Annotated in this window: 14 protein-coding genes; 8 read left to right on the forward strand and 6 right to left on the reverse strand. The window is 42.1% G+C overall.

From position 1 onward, the window contains the following. The 4 genes from mfd to N3A72_10330 all read left to right on the forward strand — a co-directional run. The coding region (gene mfd, locus N3A72_10315) for a transcription-repair coupling factor (GenBank protein ID MCX7919976.1) at nucleotides 1-2,714 on the forward strand (2,714 nt) is incomplete at its 5' end. Nucleotides 2,715-2,801: 87 nt separating this feature from the next. Beyond that, nucleotides 2,802-4,187 carry an ankyrin repeat domain-containing protein gene (locus tag N3A72_10320; GenBank protein MCX7919977.1) on the forward strand — a complete coding sequence of 462 codons (1,386 nt, stop codon included), beginning with the start codon at nucleotides 2,802-2,804 and terminating at the stop codon, nucleotides 4,185-4,187. Between the two features lie 602 nt (nucleotides 4,188-4,789). Continuing rightward, nucleotides 4,790-8,266, forward strand: a complete 3,477-nt coding sequence (locus tag N3A72_10325) for a DNA polymerase III subunit alpha (protein MCX7919978.1) — start codon at nucleotides 4,790-4,792, stop codon at nucleotides 8,264-8,266. A gap of 108 nt (nucleotides 8,267-8,374) precedes the next feature. Then, nucleotides 8,375-9,319 (forward strand): acetyl-CoA carboxylase carboxyltransferase subunit alpha, encoded by a 945-nt coding sequence (locus tag N3A72_10330; GenBank protein ID MCX7919979.1) that lies wholly within the window; start codon nucleotides 8,375-8,377, stop codon nucleotides 9,317-9,319. 294 nt (nucleotides 9,320-9,613) lie between these two features. On the opposite strand, the gene N3A72_10335 is transcribed toward N3A72_10330, so the two are convergent. The 6 genes from N3A72_10335 to hisD form a co-directional block, all read right to left on the reverse strand. Continuing rightward, a complete protein-coding gene (locus N3A72_10335; GenBank protein ID MCX7919980.1) occupies nucleotides 9,614-10,534 on the reverse strand; it encodes a sugar phosphate isomerase/epimerase in 921 nt (306 codons plus the stop codon). 89 nt (nucleotides 10,535-10,623) lie between these two features. Further along, nucleotides 10,624-11,415 (reverse strand): AAC(3) family N-acetyltransferase, encoded by a 792-nt coding sequence (locus N3A72_10340; protein MCX7919981.1) that lies wholly within the window; start codon nucleotides 11,413-11,415, stop codon nucleotides 10,624-10,626. A gap of 100 nt (nucleotides 11,416-11,515) precedes the next feature. Beyond that, on the reverse strand, nucleotides 11,516-13,411 hold the full coding sequence (locus tag N3A72_10345) for a family 10 glycosylhydrolase (protein ID MCX7919982.1): 1,896 nt from the start codon (nucleotides 13,409-13,411) through the stop codon (nucleotides 11,516-11,518). Between the two features lie 87 nt (nucleotides 13,412-13,498). After that, nucleotides 13,499-15,505 (reverse strand): family 10 glycosylhydrolase, encoded by a 2,007-nt coding sequence (locus N3A72_10350; GenBank protein ID MCX7919983.1) that lies wholly within the window; start codon nucleotides 15,503-15,505, stop codon nucleotides 13,499-13,501. 117 nt (nucleotides 15,506-15,622) lie between these two features. Further along, nucleotides 15,623-18,103 carry a family 10 glycosylhydrolase gene (locus N3A72_10355; protein ID MCX7919984.1) on the reverse strand — a complete coding sequence of 827 codons (2,481 nt, stop codon included), beginning with the start codon at nucleotides 18,101-18,103 and terminating at the stop codon, nucleotides 15,623-15,625. Between the two features lie 303 nt (nucleotides 18,104-18,406). Beyond that, complete coding sequence (gene hisD / locus N3A72_10360; GenBank protein MCX7919985.1) at nucleotides 18,407-19,708, reverse strand: histidinol dehydrogenase; 1,302 nt, start codon at nucleotides 19,706-19,708, stop codon at nucleotides 18,407-18,409. A 534-nt stretch (nucleotides 19,709-20,242) separates the two neighbouring features. Here hisD and sppA point away from each other — a divergent pair. From sppA to dnaJ, 4 genes are all read left to right on the forward strand, one after another. Further along, complete coding sequence (gene sppA / locus N3A72_10365; GenBank protein ID MCX7919986.1) at nucleotides 20,243-21,208, forward strand: signal peptide peptidase SppA; 966 nt, start codon at nucleotides 20,243-20,245, stop codon at nucleotides 21,206-21,208. Between the two features lie 190 nt (nucleotides 21,209-21,398). Further along, nucleotides 21,399-22,094 (forward strand): nucleotide exchange factor GrpE, encoded by a 696-nt coding sequence (grpE, locus tag N3A72_10370; GenBank protein ID MCX7919987.1) that lies wholly within the window; start codon nucleotides 21,399-21,401, stop codon nucleotides 22,092-22,094. A 142-nt stretch (nucleotides 22,095-22,236) separates the two neighbouring features. Continuing rightward, nucleotides 22,237-24,177, forward strand: a complete 1,941-nt coding sequence (gene dnaK / locus N3A72_10375; protein ID MCX7919988.1) for a molecular chaperone DnaK — start codon at nucleotides 22,237-22,239, stop codon at nucleotides 24,175-24,177. An 84-nt stretch (nucleotides 24,178-24,261) separates the two neighbouring features. Further along, nucleotides 24,262-25,413, forward strand: a complete 1,152-nt coding sequence (gene dnaJ, locus N3A72_10380) for a molecular chaperone DnaJ (GenBank protein ID MCX7919989.1) — start codon at nucleotides 24,262-24,264, stop codon at nucleotides 25,411-25,413. Nucleotides 25,414-25,450: the final 37 nt, after the last annotated feature.

Raw genomic sequence — 25,450 nt, forward strand, 5'->3', positions numbered from 1 at the left:
AAATATCGCATATCAAACAGCAGCTAACCCAGTTCGAAGAACTAATTCTAGAACGATATAACGCGATTAGTTCTGAAAGAACCGCTGACGTTCAGCCGGTGTATGATAATGAGATAGAGATGAATAACAGGCTAACAGCCGCCGGTATCTCAGCGCCGGATAAACTCTACGCTCGTTTCACTGAACTGGAAGAATATCTCATTTCGCGAACTGAACTCTATCTTTCTCTGCTACCTGAACAGATCGAAGACCGAACTAGCAAGTTAGCGAATCGGCGAATCGGAGAGATACAGCAATTCGAGCTGAAAATGCTTTCCATGGAAAGTTATCGCGGCCAGTTAGACGGATTCATAGCCCAACTGCAAAAATGGCAAAACGAAGCATATACGGTCTTTATCGTCTGCGATAATCAGGGGCAACTCGAACGATTGGATGAACTGTTGAAAAGTAAAGAGGTCTCACCTGAAATCCTGCATACTGCCGGTTTTCATCCGAGACCGAACGACTCTGGTAACGCTGAAAATAATAAACTTACCACTTTTGCTCCTTTGGTTCAACGCGCAGCAGCGGTCTATGTAACTGTTGGTCAGCTCCATACCGGGTTCGCGATCCCAGAGATTAAATTAGCGTTTATAACCGACCGTGAGATTTTCAGCCGATATACACGGGTTCGACATTTTCGCCGGTTCCATGACGGTGTGCCGATATCAACGTTTATCGAATTAACCCAAGGGGATTATCTGGTGCATGAAGATTATGGTATCGGGAAATATCTCGGAATCAAGAAAATGAATATCGATGAGCGGGAAAGTGATTTTCTCCTGCTGGAATATGCTGACGGAGATAAACTATACGTTCCGATTGAACAGATTAACCGTGTCCAGAAATATATCGCCGGTGAAGGGATAGTTCCGAAACTGAATCATCTCGGAGATAAAGGATGGGAACGAACGAAACAGCGAGCGAAAGAAGCGATCCAGCAGATGGCGAAAGAATTGCTTGAGCTGTATGGTGCACGACAGATACTTACCGGTCATGCGTTTTCACCAGATACCATCTGGCAGCGGGAATTTGAAGCGTCGTTTCTGTTTGAAGAGACCCCCGACCAGTTGCGCGCAATTCAAGAAGTGAAAGAAAATATGGAACAGCCGAAACCGATGGATCGGCTGTTATGCGGTGATGTCGGTTATGGGAAAACGGAAGTAGCGATCCGCGCAGCGTTCAAAGCGGTTTTGGATAAAAAGCAAGTAGCGGTTCTGGTTCCGACAACGATTCTCGCTGAACAGCATTATCGAACGTTTTCTGAACGGCTAGCGGATTATCCGATCATCGTTGAGATGTTAAGTCGGTTCAAGAGCCGGAAACAACAGAAAGATATCATATCCCGAATTAAACAGGGAACGGTTGATATCGTTATCGGCACACACCGGCTGATTTCGAACGATATTGCGTTTAAAGATTTAGGACTTTTAATTATTGATGAAGAACAGCGGTTTGGAGTTCGGCATAAAGAAAAATTGAAACAGTTGCGAAAAGAAGTCGATGTTCTCACCTTAACCGCAACGCCGATTCCACGAACCTTATATATGTCACTTTCTGGGATTCGAGATATCAGTATAATCAATACTCCGCCGGAAGACCGGCTGCCGATCATAACCTACATCCATCGGTTTAGCGATACGGTTATCCGAGAAGCGATACTCCGAGAACTGAACCGTGGTGGACAGGTATATTTCGTGCATAACCGCGTTCAGAATATCGCCGCAATTGCGGAATACCTCCGGAAACTCGTTCCGGAAGCGAGAATTGCTATCGGACATGGGCAACTGCCCGTGAAAGAACTCGAACGGGTTATGCTCGCGTTTATAGCGAAACAATACGATGTGCTGGTCAGTTCAACGATCATCGAGTCCGGACTGGATATCCCGAACGTGAATACGATTATCATCAATCGAGCGGATACGTTCGGACTCGCGCAATTATATCAGTTACGTGGACGGGTTGGTCGCGACCGGCATCAGGCGTATGCGTATCTTTTAATCCCGAAAGACTATACCGTATCTGACATTGCTGAAAAACGATTGCTCGCGATTCAGGAATATACTGAACTGGGGTCGGGATTCCGAATCGCCATGCGTGACCTTGAAATTCGCGGGATGGGAAACCTGCTTGGTCCGCAGCAGTCCGGCCATCTGGAAGCGATTGGATTCGATTTATATTGCAAACTGGTTGAAGAAACGATTCACGCACTGCAAGGGAAACCACTGCCGAAACGAATTGAAACTCGATTAAACCTGCCGGTTCCGGCATATTTCCCTGCATCATATATTCCGGATGAACGGCAGAAATTCTGGATTTACCGACGTCTCGCTGAACTCAACTCGGAATCAGAACTGGACGAAACCATTGCAGAATTGAAAGACCGATATGGTTCATTTCCACCTGAAGCGCAAACGTTGGTCGACCTAGTTCGGTTGCGTTTACGCGCAGCGCAACTCGGAATCAGCCAGGTGAGTTATCAGGAAAACCAATTAGTTATTCAATGTGATACCGCTGATACTGCAGCTACATTAGCGAAACAAATGAAAGTGAAATGCAGTAAGCATAGGGTGAAATTTGAAGTTCGAATATCGAATGGGAGTATTCAAGTTGATTTACCGAATATCACTGAAGAAACCCTAATCCCTACCATAAAAGATTTGATTACTATATAATGGTATATCCTCAATCTACTTGACTGAAAATGAAAAGATAGAGAGAATTAAAATGAGTTTCCATTACTATTCACTTTGGAAAAAGTTATGTTACAGATCAATATGACGCGGGATAATGTTGATATCTATGAATTATTAACCGCAATACGAAGAATCAATTTGTACCTATATGAAAGTACAATTCAGATTACGTTAGAAAACAATACTACGGTAACAATGCCGCTTAGTATCGAATTTTCAAGAATGATATATGAACTCGGTCAATCAATCGCGGAAAGACTGAATTCAACGGATTCTTCCTGGGTTACATATTTTTTAAACGATATCGCTCCTGAAATATATATTCATTATCCAGACCATAAGCCGTGGAAAGTGAATTTTAATAATTTTTATTTCGAACAAATCAAAGTACTGACAGAAGCGTTGACTTTAGAACGGAAACTCAATATTCCAGCTGATGAACTAATCGTAAAAGGGTACATTAATTTACCGAGATGGATGAACGAGTTCATTTCGTTTGAAGCTTATTTTGCAGGACGTATTACTTCGGAAAATGCTATGGAATTTGTAAAAAAATTGAATTTGAAATTTGAGGAAGATATGTTTTTACTCTATGTGCGCGCAGCAAAAAAACGAGATACATTCGTTTCAATAATTTATTTATTAGCGGGAATGAATCCAAACGCAAAAGATAAAAACGGTTGGTCAGCTCTGTTGCTGGCTACTAATTCCGGAAATACTACCCTCGTTCAAGCGTTACTCGAAAAAGGTGCTCATGTGAATGATAAAAATAATTCTGGGGTGACGCCGTTAATGATTGCTGCTGAAAAAGGTTATACCGAAATCCTGATGTCGTTACTCAACCATGGTGCTGATATAGAAGCGCACGATAATTTCGGTTGGACTGCTTTGCTCCGCGCCGTAGAATCAGGCCATACTGAGATTGTTTCTGCTTTAATCGCACACGGTGCTAATATAGAACATAAAACGAAGTTCGGCTACACCCCGTTAATACTTGCTGCAGAAAAGGGGTATAGTAAAATAGCAAAAATTTTACTCGAAAAAGGCGCTGACATTTATGCGAAAACTATCCACGGAAATACTGCTTTACTCACTGCGATAAAACATAGCAAAACTCAAATTGCTTTAGAATTGCTGGATAGAATGATTGATTTTGATGAGAAAAATGATAAAGGGCAAACGGCGTTACTCGTTGCCTTAGAAAAAAACCGTACCAAAGTCGTTAACGCTTTAATAGAAAGAGGAGCAAATATCAATGTAAAAGACAACTCCGGTTTAACTGCGTTGATGTATGCATCGCGGAACAGTGCACCATCGATAGTTCAGACTATCCTCGAACGAGGCGCAAATGTTAATGAGGTAGATAATCAGAATATGACTGCGGTGATGTACGCACTAAAAAAACGTCGCTATAAAATCGTGCATCTGTTAAAAAACGCTGGCGCAACATAAAAAGAGAAAAACTATGTATCCACCTAGGTTAGCATTATTTGAATATACGGAAAGTTAGCACGATATTCCGGATGTATGTCATTCTGCCCTGAGGTATTAGCGGAGCCCTTCCTGCAGGATAATAACGTACCCCAATTCAAGCTAAAAGCGGTGACCCTACCATATAGGAATGCAAATTCCAAAATCCAAATGTACATTACACCTCTGGGTTCAAGAATTTGAACTCGTTTTGACTTTAACCAGCATGCACGAGTAGCGGGGTAACTACGAACGAGATAGTATCTCGTTCGTAGTTACCCCAGATTCTGGTTAAGGATAAAAGTATCTGGTTTCAAGGACAAAATAATATCAACATTCAATATCCATCAATGAACGATGAATAACTCAACATAATACACCGAATCCATCCATGGTTATCTTCGGTGAAAAAAGCAATTGACTAAATCGGCATTGCACGATAAGATTTTTAATATAAATTCAAATTTCAAAATTCAGAATCCAAATAAATCTTCAAATCATTCAATCAACCAATTGTTTTTATTATCTGATCAAATGATTTATTTGATATTGAAATTTGGGATTTGGGATTTACGAAAGTTATTATGCTTAAAGAACATGCGAATTTCGTGCATCTGCATGTCCATAGCCAATATAGTTTACTCGATGGCGCTTGCCGGATCGATAGTTTGATTGCAAAAGCTATTGAATATCGAATGCCAGCGTTAGCGATAACCGACCATGGAAACTTGTTCGGAGCGATTGAATTCTATAAAAAAGCGCTGGATAAAGGAATTAAACCGATTCTCGGTTGTGAAATGTATGTTGCCCCGACGGATAGACGCGACCACAATGTTCGCTATGCAGAAGACGGCTCGAAAGAAAAAAATTATCATCTAATTCTGCTGGCGAAAAATGAAAAGGGTTATAAGAATCTCATCCAACTATCCACGCTCGCGTATTTAGAAGGGTTCTATTATAAACCACGGATAGATTGGCAGTTACTCGAACAATATCATACCGATTTAATAGCGTTATCCGCCTGTTTACATGGTGAAATTCCGCAAATGTTCCTATCCGGTCAGGATGATAAAGCGGAACAGGTAGCGAAACGGTTCATTTCCGTTTTTGGAAAAGAAAATTTCTATCTCGAACTCCAGCAGAACGGATTGCCTGACCAGACTATCGTTAATCGGAAACTCGTTGAACTTGGGAAAAAACTCGAGATTAAACTCGTCGCTACTAACGATTGCCATTATATGACTCGGGCGGACGCAAAAGCGCATGATATTTTACTCTGTATCCAGACCGGAAAAAAAGTATCCGATACCGAAAGATTGAAATTCGATACCGACGAATTCTATTTTAAATCGTATCAGGAAATAGAACAGCAGTTCGGTGAAGAACTGAAAGAAGCGGTGTATAATACGATTGAAGTTAGCGATAAATGCGGGGTCAAATTTGAATTTAATGAACCGCATCTTCCGAAATTTATCCCGCCAAAAAACCATACGTTATCCAGCTATCTGGAAGAGATAGCACGCGAAGGATTACAGCGTCGGTTTAAAACTATTACGCCCGAAATCGAACAGCGGCTGAACTATGAATTAGAAATCATCGAAAAGATGCGATATCGGGCATATTTTCTGATTGTTTGGGATTTCATTCAGTTCGCTAAAAATCGTGGGATACCGGTCGGACCCGGTCGCGGGTCAGCTGCAGGTTCGCTAGTCGCATATTGTCTCGGAATAACCGATATTGACCCGATAAAATATGGTCTTATCTTCGAACGATTCCTCAACCCTGAACGGGTTTCACTGCCGGATATTGATATTGATTTCTGCTACCGACGTCGACAGGAAGTCGTTGAATATGTAACCAAAAAATATGGGGAAAAAAATGTCGCTCAGATTATTACCTTTGGAACACTGGTAGCACGGAACGCGATTCGTGATGTCGGTCGCGTCCTGGATCTACCCCTAGCGGAAGTAGATAAACTAGCGAAACTGGTTCCGGAAAAAGCGTCCATTGAAGAGGCAATGAAAAATGTACCGGAATTAAAAGAACTGGTCAATAACAATCCGCAATATCAGGAGTTGATTCGTATCGCAACTTCGTTGCAAGGGTTAATCCGCCATGTATCAACCCACGCTGCCGGTATCGTTATCGCGCCGCAACCGTTAACCGAATTTTTACCACTCTATAAACACGCGAGTACCCAAGAAATCACTACGCAATATGATATGGACGCTATCGAAACTATCAAACTGTTAAAAATGGATTTTCTTGGGTTACGAACTTTAACGGTTATCAGCGATACAGTTAAACTGGTTGAGAAACGGCGAGGAATTAAACTGGATTTAGCCAATTTAACCTACGATGATCCGGCAGTATTTGCGTTATTCAGTCGAGCGGATACGATGGGGATATTCCAGGTAGAAAGTCCGGGAATGCGGGATTTATTGAAAAAACTCTCACCCAGCAGAATTGACGATATTATTGCGATATTAGCGTTATATCGACCGGGACCGCTTGGCAGTGAAATGATTGATGATTTTATTAAACGGCGCCATGGGAAAATCGCCGTGGAATATCCGCATCCGAAATTAGCGCCGGTGCTGGAAACCACGTATGGGGTGATTTTATATCAAGAGCAGGTGATGCAAATTGCAAATATACTTGCGGATTTCTCGATGCAGGAAGCAGATGAATTGCGCCGAGGAATAGGGAAAAAAGATGTAAAAAAAATAGAACAACAACGGATGAAATTCATCCTAGGGTGTAAGAAACATAAGATTGATGAACAGAAGGCAAGAGCAATTTTCGATTTAATGTCGCATTTTTCCGGATATGGATTCAATAAATCGCATGCTGCAGCGTATGCGATTATTGCATATCAAACCGCATATCTGAAAATTTACTATCCGGTAGAATATATGGCTGCGCTCCTAACCAGTGAAATGGGTACCCATGATAAAATTGTGCTCTATATCAACGATTGTAAAGCGCATGGAATTAAGGTTCTCCCGCCGGATGTCAATGAGAGTTATGCTGATTTCACCGTAGTAGATGATACCACTATCCGATTCGGACTCGGAGCAGTAAAAAATGTCGGATTGAACGCTATCGAAGCGATTATTCAAGCGCGACAAGAAAAAAAGTTTACCGATTTATACGATTTCTGTGAACGAGTCGATTTGAGTGTGGTTAATTCCCGGGTGGTTGATAGTCTCATCAAATGCGGTGCGTTCGATTCATTAGGCGCGAACCGAGCGCAGTTAGTTCATGCGCTTGATACTGCGTTAGCTATCGGAGCCCAGCGGCAACAGGAACGGAAACTCGGGCAGACATCGTTTTTCGATATTCTCACGTCTGGTACCGAATCGAATAGAACCGAAGTGAAATATGAAAATATCCCTGAATTTGAAGAAGCTGTCTTGTTAAAATACGAAAAGGATTTATTAGGATTCTATATAACCGGTCATCCGTTAGCCACCTATGAAAACATTATCCGGCAATATGCGCAATCAACTACGGAATCAATTAAACAGATCGAACCGAATACGGTTACGTCATTAGCTGGTATTATTACTCAATGTAAAATTCAGATCGGCAAATCCGGGAAACCGTTTGCGATATTCTCATTAGAAGATTTAACCGGACATCTGGATGATATCCGATGTTTCGGTGAAACCTTCGATAAAAACCGATCGCTATTACATAAAGATAGTATGGTTTATATAACCGGGAAAGTAGATTTCCTGAACGATAAATTGAATTTTGTGGTTACTTCAATGTTACCAATTGACCAGGTTGAAGAGAAACTGACTTCTAGTATCCACATTCGGTTATCCACCGTCGGTTTAGAAGATGAAATGTTAACAAAACTGAAATCGCTACTTGACCAACATCGGGGAAATTGTGTAGTCTATTTACATATTGCAACGAATTTCCGGAATCAATCGTTTGAGGTTGAACTCCGTACTGACCCTAATCGCCGAGTAGCCGCTTCAGAATCATTAATCGCAGGTATCGAGAATCTGCTCGGGCAGGGAACCGTATGGTTGAGTAATAAAGGATAGATTGTTAAAATATCGGAACGGAACAACGAAAGAACGTAAACATGAAAGATTGTATGCTCATGTGTTGTTCAGTTTTTCAGTTCTTAAGTTCCTCCGTAATTAATGGATATGAGTAATGAAATCATCTGGTTAGATTTTGAGAAACCCATTGCAGAATTAGAACACAAACTTGAAGAAGCGCGGAACCAGCATAATTTGGATGAAGTCAGGGAATTAGAAACGAAACTAGAATCAGTTAAACGGGAAGTGTATGCGAATTTAACCCCATGGCAGCGGGTTAAACTTGCGCGACATCCGAAACGACCGTATTCGCTGGATTATATTAAATTAATGTTAACCGATTTCATTGAATTCCATGGCGACCGCAGGTTCGCTGATGATAAAGCAATCGTTGCTGGACCTGCGAAACTTGAAGATACTGCGATTATGGTTATCGCTCAGCAAAAAGGGAGAGATATGAAAGAGAATGTCCGGCGTAATTTTGGTATGATGCATCCTGAAGGATATCGGAAAGCGTTACGGTTGATGCAACTTGCCGAAAAATTCTCGATGCCAGTGTTATGTATTATAGATACTCCTGGTGCGTTTCCGGGTATTGGTGCGGAAGAACGGGGGATATCCGAAGCGATAGCGTTAAACCTGCGGGAAATGGCATCGTTAAAAACGCCGATTGTAGCGGTGGTTATCGGAGAAGGAGGAAGTGGTGGTGCGCTTGGAATTGGCGTTGCGAATATCGTCTTAATGCTAGAAAATGCGTATTATTCGGTTATTTCACCGGAAGGAGCAGCGGCGATATTATGGCGCGATGCTGCGAAAGCACCGCAAGCTGCAGAAGCATTAAAAATCACTGCCCAGCATTTATTGCAACTCGGGGTGATTGACGAAATTGTTCCTGAACCGCTTGGCGGTGCGCATCGAGATTACGAAACTACTGCCGCGACGTTAAAACAATATCTCATCAAACATTTCAACCAGCTTGCCGACCTTTCAACCGACCAGCTTATCGAACAGCGATATCAGAAGTTCCGCAACATGGGAAAGTTTATTGAGTAACAAATCCCAAATCCAAATGTCAAATGAATTTCCAATGCCCAATGTCAAAAAACATTCATTTTGGCATTGCAAATAAGGTTTCTTCTGTTGTCATTGCGAGGAACATACCGACAAAACAATCTTGCTTTTGCGATTTGGGATTGCTTCGCAAAAACCGTTCGCAATGCCAGCAAGGTATCGGGATTGATTCGATTCACTCGCAATAACACCTGAATTTGGCATTTACATTTAAGCATTTGAAATTGGCCATTTATTTGACATTTGAGTTTTGCCATTGGGATTTAAAAACTGCACTTAAATCCCAGCTATTCTTAATACTTCTATACTATCTCGAAGCTCTGTTGCAGGAGCCGGTGGATGGACTTCGAGAACCCGAACGGTATCCGGTTTAAGATATTTTGCGACCATCGAGAAATCGATGTTCCCTTTCCCAGGCGCTTGATGGTCTTGGTCGTCAACCATATCATGGAGATGGATTCCTATCATTTTATCCGCATAAGTATCGAGGAATTCGGTATGCTTATTTATCCCAAGAAACTCGAACATCTGCCCATGGCCAACATCATGCCAATATCCGATACTGCCGCCAGCGAATGTGGTAAAAATAACCGCTAATTCCGCAAAATTAGGGATATCATAAAAATGGTATCGGTTCTCAATTCCGAGTTTGATACCATAACGGAATCCGAATTCGTTCAGTTCATCCAGACTGCGTAATAACTGGTCGAAATGCGGCGCGATATATTTCTGCCGGGTAATTTGCATCTCTCGATATGCTTGGTCTCGTTCATTGGTTTTATTCTGTTTAATCAATTCAACGAGATGATGGGTTGACCGATGCCGCCCTTGAACCTGAATATATCCGGTATGGAATACTACCGGAATCCCGCCTAATTCAACTGCTATCTCGATAGTTTTTTTGGAATATTTAACCGCTAGTTTCCGTTCATCTTCATCGAGTGAAGTTAATAATAACGCATCACCACTACCCTGTTCACGTTTTAGGATATCCGGTACCGGGCAGAAATTATGGATACTCACGATGTTAATTTCATTCTTTTTATGCAATGAAATTAGGTCGGTAAGCATCTCCGCTGATAATCGATATTCTGCTTCGATATGGTTAAATCCAGCTTGCTGTATCTCGTGAATTAACGCGATACCATTATCATGCCGATTAGCATTCCAACTGGTTGAAAGAGCATAGAGAGACATATAAATACATCCAAAATCTAAAGTTCAAAATTCAAATAAATTTTTAAATAATTTAATGATGAATAGATTGATTTGACATCCGGATTTCATCATGTGGATTTCGATAATGCAATCCATTTCTTTTTCGCTTCTAGCGTTAACAAGTATAGCGGGTCGGATTCAAGCTCGCGTAGAACCAGTTCGACCATCGGTCTAGCGGCAATTAATCGAACCGTTGATTTCCCGATTTTTCCGATGTGCATAATATTCGCATCTGATAGGAGCGAATCGATTTTATTAAAATCGCGTTCCCAACCCCAGCGATGGATCCGACAGCGGATAATTTGCGTGGTTCCATCAGATCGAATGAGTTGCGCATCAACCGGTTCCGGCAAGAGATGATACGGACTATTCGCTATTTCTTCAACCAGATGTAATAGTGTACTGGAATTATGCATACATCCGATGAGGAGAATATACCCGCCTAGTTTAACCAGTTTACCGTATGGTGAATCCATAGCGCATGGCGTTTCGCAGGTTTCATGGTTCCGGGTTACATATTCCGCATAGTTGCCGATCGCAGCAACTGAATGGGTTGGATGCAGACTTCGAACCGCTTGTTTTCGATGCCGAAATGTTTCCGGAATCATCCCAGTCCAGCAGGGAGTATTTATCGGGTCAAATACCGGCGGGATTATCGCATTCTGTTGCGCATTACCGGTCAACGTCGGAACTATAATTGTGCCTGTTTCTCCAACTGACTCTAACAATGCATCAATTACCGTTTCTGCTCCACCGTCAACATATCCGAAACTGCGTAATGAACTATGCACTAACGCAATACTTCCTTGCTGAAGTCCTAAATTCTGTAGTCCGTTGATAATATCAGATTTTGTAATCACAAAATTCTTGCTCTCCGAAATCATTAAAAAAATATTTCCGTTATGTTCTTAAGGTTATTATTCTGAGCGTTCGTTGCGAGAAATGTCGTGCGGTAAGCGATTATTTCAATTCATTCCACTCTTCAACTTTAGTGGTAGATAATAAATTGAAATTCAGCGTAGTAACATTTCCAGCAGAAACACTTAAACTAGGACTTGTTTTCATATAACTCGATTTCGCTGCGGTAACTGTATAATTACTACCTGGAGTGATATCGAAAAATGCATAGAATCCGGTTCCATCAGTTGATGTCACCGCAACGGTAGTTAACCCTTGTTTCAAGGATACCGTCGCTCGGTCAACCGTGCTGATTCCAAGCGTAACCGTTCCTATAACATATCCTTTCGTCGGAGCAGTTTTCCATGCCATTATCGGAGTCGAGACTGCGGAGTAAAACAAATGCGATTTCACCGCAGATTGAAATTCGCTTGCGGATTTCCCTTCGTTATTTGTTTCAGCATACGAATAAAAACTTACACCAAGCGGTAATCCGCGTGCGGTTTGATATACCCGTAACGATGACGCTTGCGCGAGCGTACTATCAATCGCATTCATATACGCACCAAGAATTTTATATACATGCCGACCGTATGCCGAATCGAGTGCAAATACGCATTTACTCGACCAAACACTGAATGTATCGTCATACGCCATATTTCCATTAAAATCGAGATAATGGTTTTTCATCCATTCACACCATTCCTGAAATTCATTATTATACGCATCAAGATATCCACTGGTTCCGGTGTTCCCCCAAGAGATAGTTGCTGCGGAAACTTTCACCCACGGTTTAACCGCAATAATACTCGCATAAATCTTTTTTACTAGCTGGGTCACCTGCCGACGTCGCCATGCCCGCCAGGTATTATCCGTAGCGGATGGCTGACCGGTTCGACCATATTCTTCATTAAACCGGGCGACCGCAACGGTGTTATATCCCCATTCTACTCCGGGGTAGCGAACTAAATCTAACTGGATGCCATCAACATTATATGCCGTTGCAACGTGATATACTACGTTGAACGTATGCTGTTGTACTTCGGGTACTCCGGGATCGAACCAAACGTTACTACCTGAAAAGATATTTCCAGCGGTATCGCGACTTGCCCATTCCGGATGCGCTAGATACGGATGTTTCGGAGTTCCAGTCGTAGCAATACTGGACGCCCAAATCGGATAGGTAGCAAACGCGGCATGGACTTCAAGATACCGTTTCCCGCCGGAAGTATCATGCGCTTTTGCAATCAAATCCGCTAAACCGTCATATCCAGCGGTTAAATCTGTTGCTGGCGGTTCATACGGTGAATTCCGATAATATGCATTTCCACGTAACCGAACTTGAACGATTACCGCATTATAATGATTCGACCGTAACGTGTTAATTAACGCATCGGTTTGCGCTGGCGTTTTAATCCCATCATGCCATGCATCTACCCATAATGCCCGGAATTCGTTCGGTTGCGTTGGCATCGGCGGCTGGTATGCGAATTTCGCAGCATCCGCGATAACTAACCCGGTAGTCGGATTGGAATAATTAGTTAGCATTAAATATCCTGTTGTTCCTGAAGTAAACGGATATGTCCCGAGACTATACCATTGACTACCGTTCTCTCGCTGACTTATCGTAACAATATTGGTTCCACCAGCGTAACCAATAATATATTGCGCTGTACTCGACCGATTCGATCCAGCAACATACCAGGTGAATACTTCATAATTCCCAGCGGTATCAATCGTTGGTCGCCACGTTGCACTACGGGTAGTATTGGTTGCATTCTGACTTCCGTAACGATATGTCGTCCCGTAATATCCGGGGTATGCACTGGTAACCGTCCAAGTCCCGACTTCGGTATATCCTAGGTCACCGTCATCAATAATAAAATCTGTTCCGAACGAAATGGTATACCAACCCAGGATGATTATTACTGTTGCTATAACATCTTGCTTGAATTTCATAGTGCAGTTTTCGACCTAGCTTCAGCTGAAGAAGGTTTATCAAGCTCTAGCCTAAAAAGTTTTTAACCGTCAGTTAAATTGATTAAATTAGTAGTTATTATCCCGAGGAACGGCTATATTTTCATTATCGAAAACTTCAGACAACTCAAACCGGGATAATTCTACGGGAACCGTAACAAAATCTAAATCTACCGTGGTAACTAAACCAGCAAAAACTGGTTTACCAGACTGCAGGATACTATGTCCATAACCTGGAGGAGTATATGCGGTAATAGTATAGTTTCCTGGCGGTAAATCGATAAACGCATAAAATCCGGTTCCATCCGTGGTTGTTGTCCAAGCAGATAACGTTGATTCGTTCCGTGCAACCACTCGCGATTTATACACTACTCGACCATTATAATATGGAACAGGACTGGTTGCACTACCATAAACATGACCTTTCAGAATCCCAGTTGTCGGTTGCGATTTCCATGACATTGATGGAGTATGCGTGGCAGTCGAATAAAATTGGGTTGACATCATCTGATAAAATGCGGTGTTTGAAACGCCACCATCGTTAGTTGCACGATATGAATAGTTCACTATTCCATGCGCTTTAGCGGTTTCACGACAATAATATATCTGGCGGACGGTTTGTGTCGTAGTGTTGAGATACACCCCAGGACCGATATACGCATGTCTGCCGTAGGTGCTGTTTACCGCAAACGAAGCCCAGTTCCGAAATGTTGTCGGATAACTATCATCGTCAAAATACGCCATCGGAATACTAGCATCTAAAATATGCTGGTTCATCCAATATTGCCAATCTTGAAACACATCGGAATACGGCGCGGTACTAGAATATCCGGAACCATTCGGGTTTGGTGCCGGACTCCATGTAATCAACGCGCCGGTAACTTTAACATTCGGATTGATTTCCATCGCATGTGCGTATACTTTTTTAACTAATGCCATGACCGCATCGCGCCGATACTGGCACCAAGTTGACCAACCAGCTTGACTACTCGTAGTTGGCGGGGCATAGCCGTATTCTTGATGGAATCGGGTGCTAACAATCGAATTATATCCCCATTCAGCACCGTCGTACCGAACATAATCATAATGAATTCCATCAACCTCATAATGTTTCACGACATCGAGATATACATCAGTTAAATAGTTAATGACATCCGGAACCCCTGGGTCAAGAAACATTGAAGTTCCAGAAGCGGTCGCTCCGGTATAACTTCTCGTAAACCATTCCGGATGGGTATAATATACATGGCGAGTCGTATCTGTTGTCGCCTGTCGAACCGTCGCACAAAGATAGGTTACCATCCACGCATGAACTTCAATATATGGTTTCCCACCGGAAGTATCGTGTGCATACTGAATCAATGTGGATAACGCATCAAAATTTGATGGACTCAACCCACCAAAATAATTTTCAAATGTCGATTGATAAGCGACATCACCACGACGACGAACCTGCGGCAGAACTGCATTGAAATTATATCGCCGGGCAGTGTCAATCATGGCTGAACATTGTGTTGCGGTAAGTAGTCCTGCACCCCAAGCGTCTGCCCAGTATGCACGAAATTCGCCACCAGAACGCATCGGCGGTAATTGAAACGAACTGAATTTAACCCCATCCGCCATAACCGCTTTGCCATTCTGTTTCGAATAGTTGGTAAGTTTAACGTATCCTGAAGTCCCTGCTGAAAATCTGAAGGTACCAAGTAAATTCCACTGCCCGCCATGAATCGTCTGGTTCGTATAAAAGCAGCTAACCCCAGCATCGTGGTATATATAATACTGCGCGTCAATCGGACGATTTCCTCCTTGTGGATACCATATCCAAACCTGATAGGTAGTTGTCGTTGGAATCGTCGGTCGCCAGATAGCATACGCGGTCGCATTTGCTAAACTTGACGTTGAAATTGCATACCGGTAATCTGCACCATATTTATCGCCGGAAACTGTAGCAACCGTCCAGTCACCGATGTAACTGAATCCGGTGCTAGTGTTATCAACCACTATTTCTACTGAATAGCTGAAACTAATCTGACTAAAACTCAAAACAATAATCGTTAAAAAATGTTTCAGATGCATGGAACCCTCCTCTAGAAATTTTTAATGTCAAATCATATTTCTCAATAACTAAACTATTACTTTAGTATGAGTGTTGAGTATTGAGATTTGCTATGTGCTATTTCATTCATGGAACAACTAGTTTTGATTCAGTTCGACTGTATCGAAATACATAGTCTGGGTTGGATTACCACTCGGATTAATCCCAACCACCTGCACCGCATTATATCTGGTTAATGGCGGATAAACGAACTGTAATTGTCGCCATTGATTCGGCGCCCATTTCCCCGGTTGCAGTACCGCATTTCCACTTTCAATAATTTTTTTATACCCGCTATCGTAACTATAGAGATATAAATAAACTTTCTGACTATCATTGATGTTCCCCGCTCCACTATAGAGCCAAACCGAACCGGAAGCTAGATATCCAGCATTTGCGAATGCAAATAACTGACTCAATTTCGCCTTTTCACCACCAGATTGTGTTCCTTTCAACACGCCAGTACGCCCGAACCATGAACTGACTTGACTCCAACTCCCAAGCCCGGTTCCATCACCGTAGATATCCACCATCCAGCCGGTTGTACCTGCATCGAAACTACTATTATTAATAACTACCGGGGTTGAAGGAAGTATTGTTCCATCTAGAACCCAGATATAATCGAGATACAATCTACTGGTAATACCACTATTTGCCGGATTTATTCCAACAAATTGCACCGCTAATAACGTATTCTGTGCATAAAAAGATATCGCTAATTCTCGCCATGAACTCGCTATACTAAACCCACCGTTCCCTGGTTGAACTACAACATTTCCAGTCGCAACGATTGTCGATGAATTATCTAACTCCTGTAGATAGAGATATACTTTCTGTCGTTTATTTGCATCCGTAACATCTGTAGCTACTCGAGCGATTGCAGTATACCATCCTGAACTTGGTACAGAAAAAATTTGGGTTAGTTTCCCTTTTTGCCCTCCGGTTTGCGTAAGGATCACGATGCCAGATTGACCGCTAAACGTATTGCCCCAAGAAAGGATGCCGGGAGAAATCGCATCCCCATACGTCGCGAAATACCATCTGCTGGTATCACTACTAACCGTAAACGCACCGTAACTGTTCATATACGCGAGATTAAAATTGATATTCCGAATCTGACCAGCCATAATCGATTCGTTCATTGTACTCCGTTTTGCATAGGCATATCCCCAGTGGGTACCGTCAGCGAGAATGGTATATTTCCGGGAAGTAGCTACATTGAAAAAGGCGTAGAACCCGGTCGCATCCGTCGTGGTTATCTCATATACTGTCGTTCCGGAAGATAACATTACGAGCGCTCCATCAACCCCAACATTACCATAGGTTACCGTCCCTTTAATAATCCCAGTTGTCGGCGATGTTTTCCACGGCATATCTGGTGGGATAACATAATCTGGGAATAACGTTGTGGTTAAATAGGCATATAACTGATAATCTTCACTACCGCCAGCTTTTGTTGCATAACCGTATCGGTATATCTGCAGTCCTTGCGTATGTGCAGTATATCGCGAATAATAAAGTTGGTTATAAGTTTCGGTAATTGAATTGAGATAACTCCCCTGTAGAACATATACATGCCGGCCACCACTCCAATTCATACACGCTAAATTCCAGTTTCGATATCGCGCTGCTCGTGTCGGGTTAGAATCTGGGTCGTATATCATCGGGGATAAATAATCGAGAAAATGCCCTTCCATAAACAATTTCCAGTCTTGGAATACATCGAGATACGCGGATGAACTATAGAAATCCGTAGTCGTATATCCCCAAGGAATGGCACAGATAGATATTTTAATTTTCGGTTTTATTTCGAGTGCATTGGCGTAAAGTTTTTTTACTAGCGCAGTAATATTATCGCGACGGAATTGGTCGAATTGGTCATCCGTTGTTGTCGGAGTACCGGTTCGATTATAGAGTTTATTAAACCGCGCGATACTAATCGTATTATAGCTCCAGGTATTCCCAGGATAACGGATATAATCGAGTACTACCCCATCGACATCATAGCGTTTAACGACATCCATAAAAACGTTATGCTGATGTTCCTGAACTGCAGGAATCCCTGGGTCAAGATAAAACCCTTCAGAATTAGATGTTGCTCCGCTACTATCATACATCATATATTCCGGATGTGTTAAGAGAATATGGCCAGCAGGTGCGCCGGATAACGACCCTTTCCAGATACGGTTCGCAACCAGCCACGCATGCACTTCGATATACTTCTTCCCGCCGGAAGTATCGTGGGCAAGTTTAATCATTGCCGATAATGCATCGAACGTCGGGTCAGGATCGTTCACCGCCGGATTATTCGCTCTTGGTTCGTATAATGACGTATAGTATGCATCACCTACTTTCCGCACTTCGGGAACAATAGCATTAAAATGATAGGTTCGAGCGGTATTAACCAGAGTCGAAACTTCTGTCCAGTTTAAGAATGTTCCGTCACCCCAACTATAAATATATAACGACCGCAGTTCCGGTGTTCCACTGTAAGTAAGGCTTATGAATGTAGTTAGAATGATGATTATGATCGCGAGATACAAGGGAGGAATTTTACTAACTATTTCCCGTGTTTGCATGATTCTTACTTCTTTATTCTGTTCTAAACTACCTCCATTATTTATTAATGATAGTCTATCGCAGAACGCCATCGTTGTCAATGAAAGGAAAACATTAACCAAGTAAAATTCGTTACCCGGAAAATATCTTTTGGCGGATAGCTGGTCAGAAATCAGAAATAGGTATTCCGATCTACCAGTTACTTATTGGACGTTAGAACGAACAAGGGTATCGCCCGTTTGCTCTAAGCTGAACTATAAAATAAAAAAGCGTGAAATCCTAGTTTCACGCCTTTAATCCAACAATCTTTTTATTACCTAACGCTATTGAATCAATTCTTGTAACCGGATTTGGATACTTTTCGCATGCGCATCTAATCCTTCAATTTCAGCTAATTCGAGTGCATATTTCGCGCTATTCCGGAGCGCTTCTTTCGAATATTTCATATAATTCGACCGTTTCAGGAATTCATCTACATTCAAACCGGACGAAAACCGCGCAGTTCCACCTGTTGGTAAAACATGGTTCGGTCCGGCGATATAATCCCCAATTGGTTCCGGAGTATATTTCCCTAGGAAAATCGCACCGGCATGTTTTATTTTCGCCAATAGTTTTTCTGGTTCTCGAGTCATAATCTCTAGATGTTCCGGTGCCATATAGTTGGCTAATTCAACCGCTTGTTCTAAATTCAATACCACCGCTATACCACTATAATACTGTAACGAATGTAACGCATATTTCGACCGATTTAATTTTCGGACTGTCCGACGGAGTTGGACTTTAACTGATTCCGCTAGTTCTGCAGAATCAGTAACCAGAACGGCACGGGAATCAAACTGATGTTCCGCCTGCGAAAGCATGTCCGCAGCAATATATTTCGCATCAGCGGTTTCATCAGCGATAATCATAATTTCGCTCGGTCCTGCTAGAGAATCAATATCAACCGTACCGAACACCAGCTTTTTAGCGATGGTAACATATTTATTCCCAGGTCCAACAATTTTATCAACTGCGGGAATTGTTTCTGTTCCATAAGCAAGGGCAGCTATAGCTTGCGCTCCGCCAACTTTATAAATTTCATCTAAACGAAGTAAATCCGCTGCTACTAACAGAAACGGATTAATATTCCCGAATTTATCCGGCGGGGTTGTCACCGCTATCCGGGAACAACCGGCTACCTGTGCTGGGATAACACACATGAGTAGACTCGAAACGAGCGGCGCGGTGCCGCCAGGAACATATACGCCGATATTTTCTATCGGCTGAAATATTTGACCGAGTTCTATACCAGGTTGCGGTTTGTACGACCACGTATGGCGAAGTTGTTTTTTATGGAACGCAGTGATATTTTTTATCGCAAACTCGGTTGCCCGAATAAATTGACCGGTAACATTTTCATAGCAAAGATTGAGCTCTTTGGTAGTAACCCGAAGTGTCCCTGGAGTTAATTGCGCACCATCGAACCGTTTGGTATATTTAATCAGCGCGATATCTTTCTCTCGCCGCACATCGTTAATAATCCGCTGGACTGTCCGTATTGTGGTATCGTCAACCGAACGGCGTGGCCGTAACAATTGCAATAACCAGTTGCGCTCTTTAGTGACCGAATAATTTAATATCCGCATCGTGTGAATATCCGAAACTCAGAATATCAAAATGTAAAACCGTCTGTTAAACAATAGTATCCGTTGACCAAAATCATTTCTTTTTAAGAAATATACTCTTTGAGTTTATGTATGCTTATTAGAATCTCAGCGCATTATCATTATATACTAAAATCGTCTCCTACGAGAATAGTCTATCAGCTAGTATAACGACGATTATCCTATTTTATTTTTGTAATGGCTAGAAGCATCCTATCTCTTCCTACCGCTTGGTTATGGAACACTTATCTTTGCGATTAATAATGTGTTAAAATAAAGGTATAGAATATACACCGGTGTTCAATAACTTATACACAGTCAATGGCTTCAACCGAGCTTCAGCTCAAGGATTGTAGATTATGCTTTTGTGGGCATAATCCATTACAATCGAGAAACCTCATTCACCAAATAAACCCTCGGCTAAAGCCAGATCGAAAGAATTATATCTTACACTTTGAATTTCATCGGACATAAGTGATAATATATATAATATTTTGAGGTTAGGAGGGTACCTTTATGAGAAAGAGATGGTGGTTAATTGGTGGATTCGGTTGTTTTATTTTATTTATCGCAGGAATTGTTGCGCTTGTTTTCCTGCTGATATTAATTAGTGGGGAACAACCGCTGGTTCTTTCAGGGAAAAAAGTTGTGGTCATTGAAGTTATGGGACCAATATATCAATCGCAACCGTATATAGACTTATTGCACCGCTACAAAGATAGCCCGAGGGTTCGTGCAGTTATTTTGCGTATCAATAGTCCAGGAGGAACAGTTGGTGCGGCACAAGAGATATATCAAGAAGTGAAAAAACTCAGGAAAGAGGGAAAAATCGTCGTAGCGTCTATGGCGGACTTAGGGGCATCCGGCGCATATTATATTGCCTGTGCTGCGAATGAAATTATTGCGAATCCAGGAACGTTAACCGGTAGTATTGGTGTGGTGATGGAAATGTTCAATATAGAAGAACTAGGAAATAAAATCGGGTTACAGTTTACCACGATTAAAAGCGGAAAATTTAAAGATTCCGGTTCGGTGTTTCGCAAAATGACGAAAGAAGAACAGGTATATTTACAGCAATTGATTGATAATGTTCAACAACAGTTTTATCAGGTTGTAGTTGATAATCGAAAAGAAGCGGTGCGTAAAGTTATGTTATCTCAGAAGAAAGAGCGGGTAGGAATATCGGACACTGAAAAGCTCCAAGTTTCAACCTCCGATATTGAAGAATATATAAAACAACTGGCTGATGGACGAATCTATACCGGCCAACAGGCGAAAGAAGCCGGATTAATTGACGGACTAGGCAATCTTGAAACCGCAATAGACCGAGCAGCAGAACTCGCTCATATTCCTGGGAAACCTGATGTGGTTACGGTTCGACCTCGTGAGAAAACGTTATTTGAGACGTTGTTCAGCGAGATGGCTACTATTTTAACCCCACTCAAACGGAACGGGATTTCGCTTCAATACATTCTAAAGTAAACCGAAAAACGGAAGAATGAAAAACGGATAAACGAAAACATTTATTCCGTATGTTTTTACGGTTTTATGTTTTACATTCTTTCGTTCCTTATTTCTTTCCTTAATAATTTCAGTAGTTTATGATAAAATATATTGTTTAGGAAAAATTGTGATCTCATCTAATTTTTAAAGGAGATTGAGAGCTAACCCTATGGTAGACCCTGATAAAACCATATCAAGTTCAACTGTTCCGCAATCGGATACAGAAAAAAAACCTGAACCGGAAAAAGCGAATGCCGAAGTTATGCAAGAACCGAAACATAAACCGAAACTTGACAAACGTGAACGTGAGAAGTTGGAAAAGAAAATTGCGGAACTTGAAGCAATCATCGCGGATAAAGATAAAGTAATTGAAGAATTGAAAGATAAATGGTTACGAACCACAGCAGACTTTGATAATTTCCGCAAACGAATCAATAAAGAAAAAGCGGAATGGCGCGAATTTGCGCATGAGGAGATTTTAGAAGAAATTCTGCCGGTATTAGATAATTTCGATCGTGCATTAGCTGCGATGTTAACTTCGATACCGAACGAGTATACCTCTTTCTCAGAAGGAATGCAATTGGTATATAAGCAGTTTATTGATATTCTTACGAAACATAACATAACGCAAATGGAATGCGTTGGAAAACCATTCAACCCGCAATTCCATGAAGCGGTCATGGTTGTCCCGACAGCAGAATTTCCGGAAGATACGGTTATTGAAGAAATTCGTAAAGGATATTTATGGAACGATAAAGTGATCCGTCCGGCAATGGTGAAAGTATCTAAAATGCCGGTTCCTGGAAGTGTTGAACCTAGCAAAAAGCCGATTGATATTGCGCAAAATGAGGTAGAAATAGATTGAGGGAGAACTAGATTAGGAGCAAGGAAATCTATGTAACTTCCGGCGGAAGATTATTCGCCTTTTAAGGCTAACAGCTCAATACCCCTGCGGTCTAGCGTAAAGCGGGGGTCAGATGTATAGAAGTTTAGGAGGAATATTTTTTATGGCAGTTCAGAGTAATAAAGTTATCGGAATAGATTTAGGTACGACAAACTCTTGCGTAGCCGTTATGGAAGGTAACGAAGTGAAAGTTATTCCGAATGCTGAAGGACAACGGACTACACCGTCGGTAGTAGCGTTTACGAAAACTGGTGAACGGCTTGTCGGTCAGCTCGCAAAACGTCAAGCGATAACAAATCCGGAGAATACGATCTACTCGATCAAACGGTTTATGGGCAGACGATTTGATGAAGTTGCTCGTGAAATTGCTATGGTTCCCTATAAAATCGTTCGCGGTCCAAACGGTGATGTTCGCGTTGAAGTTGCGGGTCAGCAATATTCACCACCGGAAATTTCCGCTCGAATTCTGCAAAAAATGAAGCAAACTGCAGAAGATTTTCTCGGAACTGAAGTGACGAAAGCTGTGATAACGGTTCCTGCATATTTCAATGACAGTCAGCGGCAAGCAACGAAAGATGCTGGTCGAATTGCCGGATTGGAAGTGCTTCGTATCATCAATGAACCGACGGCATCCGCTCTCGCCTATGGATTAGATAAAAAGAAGAATGAGAAAGTAGCCGTATATGATTTTGGCGGTGGCACGTTTGATATTTCAATACTCGAAATTGGAGAGGAAGGAGTATTTGAAGTGAAATCTACGAACGGAGATACGCATCTAGGCGGAGATGATTTTGACCAGCGGATTATCGATTGGTTAGCTGATGAGTTTCAAAAACAGGAAGGAATAGATTTACGGAAAGATAAAATGGCACTGCAACGATTGAAAGAAGCTGCTGAAAAAGCAAAATGTGAACTTTCTTCCACGATGCAGACTGATATCAACTTACCGTTTATCACCGCTGACGCTACTGGTCCGAAACATTTAAATATCACGTTAACCCGTGCGAAATTAGAACAGCTTATTGGCGATTTAGTTGAAAAATCAGTTCAACCGTGTTTACAGGCACTAGAAGATGCGAAACTTACCCCGGCGGATATTGACGAGGTTATTCTCGTCGGCGGGTCAACCCGAATTCCGTTAGTCCAAGAGACGGTTAAACGGATTTTTGGAAAAGAACCGCATAAAGGAGTTAATCCGGATGAAGTTGTCGCTATCGGTGCAGCGATTCAAGGTGCCGTACTTACGGGAGAGGTAAAAGATGTACTATTACTCGATGTTACTCCGCTATCTCTCGGAATAGAAACGCTGGGGGGTGTATTTACGAAATTAATTGAACGGAATACGACAATCCCGACTCGAAAAAGTCAGATTTTCTCTACGGCTACTGACAATCAGCCAGCGGTAAGTATCCATGTTCTGCAAGGCGAACGACCGATGGCTGCAGATAACCGCACGCTAGGTCGATTTGATTTAGTCGGGATTCCGCCAGCGCCGCGTGGTGTCCCGCAGATCGAGGTGACGTTTGATATTGACGCTAACGGAATCGTTCATGTTTCCGCAAAAGATTTAGCAACCGGGAAAGAACAAAGTATTCGAATTGAAGCGTCTAGTGGTTTAAAAGAAGAAGAAATTAAGAGAATGATTAAAGAAGCGGAAGAACATGCAGCTGAAGACCAAAAACGGAAGGAAGCGATTGAAATTAAGAACCATGCGGATACGCTTGTTTATACCACAGAAAAAACCCTTAAGGAATATGGTGATAAAGTTTCTGCGGAAGAGAAAGCAAATGTCCAGCAAGCAGTTGATGCCTTAAAAAAAGCTATCGAAAGTAATGATATAGAAAAAATCAAACTGGAGTCTGATAATTTAATTAAAGCATCGCATAAACTTGCGGAACTCATGTATGCTGAAGCGGCAAAAAAACAACCACAGACTCAACCGACATCGGAAGAACCGTCATCCGGTGCACCGTCGGCAGAAGATAAAAAACAAAAAGAAGATATTGTAGATGCGGAATATAACGTAGAAAATGATAAGAAATAACCTACACAGATTGTATGATAGATTACCTCGACTTTAATAATCTATGTAATCTATCTTATATAATCTGTGTAACAATACGCTAACATGGTAGCGACGACAAAACGAGATTATTATGAAATTCTAGGAGTTTCTCGAGACGCTTCACTTGATGAAATTAAAAAGGCGTACCGAAAACTAGCTATGCAATTTCATCCGGATCGCAATCCGAATAATAAAGAAGCGGAAGAAAAGTTTAAAGAAGCTAGTGAAGCGTATGAAGTCCTTTCCGACCCGGAAAAAAGACAGCGATACGATGCTTACGGTCACGAAGGAGTGCGCAGTACATTCAGTCCTGGTGGTTTCACTTGGCAGGATTTCCATCATTTCAGTGATATTTCGGATATTTTCGGCGATTTAGAAGATTTCTTCGGATTAGGCAACATTTTCGGTGGACGTAGCCGTCGAACCCGGCGGACGATCCGACGTGGTGCCGATATACAATACGAACTAGAAATAACCCTTGAAGAAGCAGCGACTGGCGTGGAAAAGAAAATTGATGTTCCGCGACATGAAACCTGTCTTGACTGTCGCGGAACCGGGGCGAAACAAGGAACAAGCCCGCAATCCTGTCCAAGCTGTCATGGTTCAGGGCAGCAGCGATATACGCAAGGGTTTTTCACATTCGCACAAACCTGCACCCGATGTCGTGGCCATGGAACAGTTATAACCGACCCCTGTCCGCAATGTCGAGGAACGGGATTGGTCGAACATATCCGGTCATTATCGGTTAAAGTCCATCCCGGAGTAGATACTGGCGTTCGGCTCCGCATTCGTGGCGAAGGAGAATCCGCTCCCGGCGGAGGGCAACCGGGTGATTTGTATGTATTAATCAATGTAAAACCGCATCCGATATTCGAACGACATGAAAATGATTTAGTCTGTGAAGTGCCAATAACTTTTACGCAAGCAGTTCTCGGAGCCGAAATTGAGGTTCCGACACTTGATGGCAAAGTTAAAATGAAAATTCCAGCGGGAACTCCGAGTCATAAACTGTTTCGCCTGAAAGGTAAAGGTATTCCAGACCTCCATGGACAGGGTATGGGAGATTTACATGTTCGAGTCGTTGTAGAAATTCCTACGAAATTAACCGCAAAACAGAAAGAGCTACTATTAGAATTTGCGAAATCGCGCGGTGAAAATCTCGATTCGATTAGTAAAGGGTTTTTTGATAGAGTAAAAAGTTCGTTCGCTAACTAAATGCAAATGCCCGAAGCTAAATGTCACATGAATGGCA

The organism is bacterium, from assembly GCA_026416715.1.
Classification (GTDB): Bacteria; UBP4; UBA4092; order JAOAEQ01; family JAOAEQ01; genus JAOAEQ01.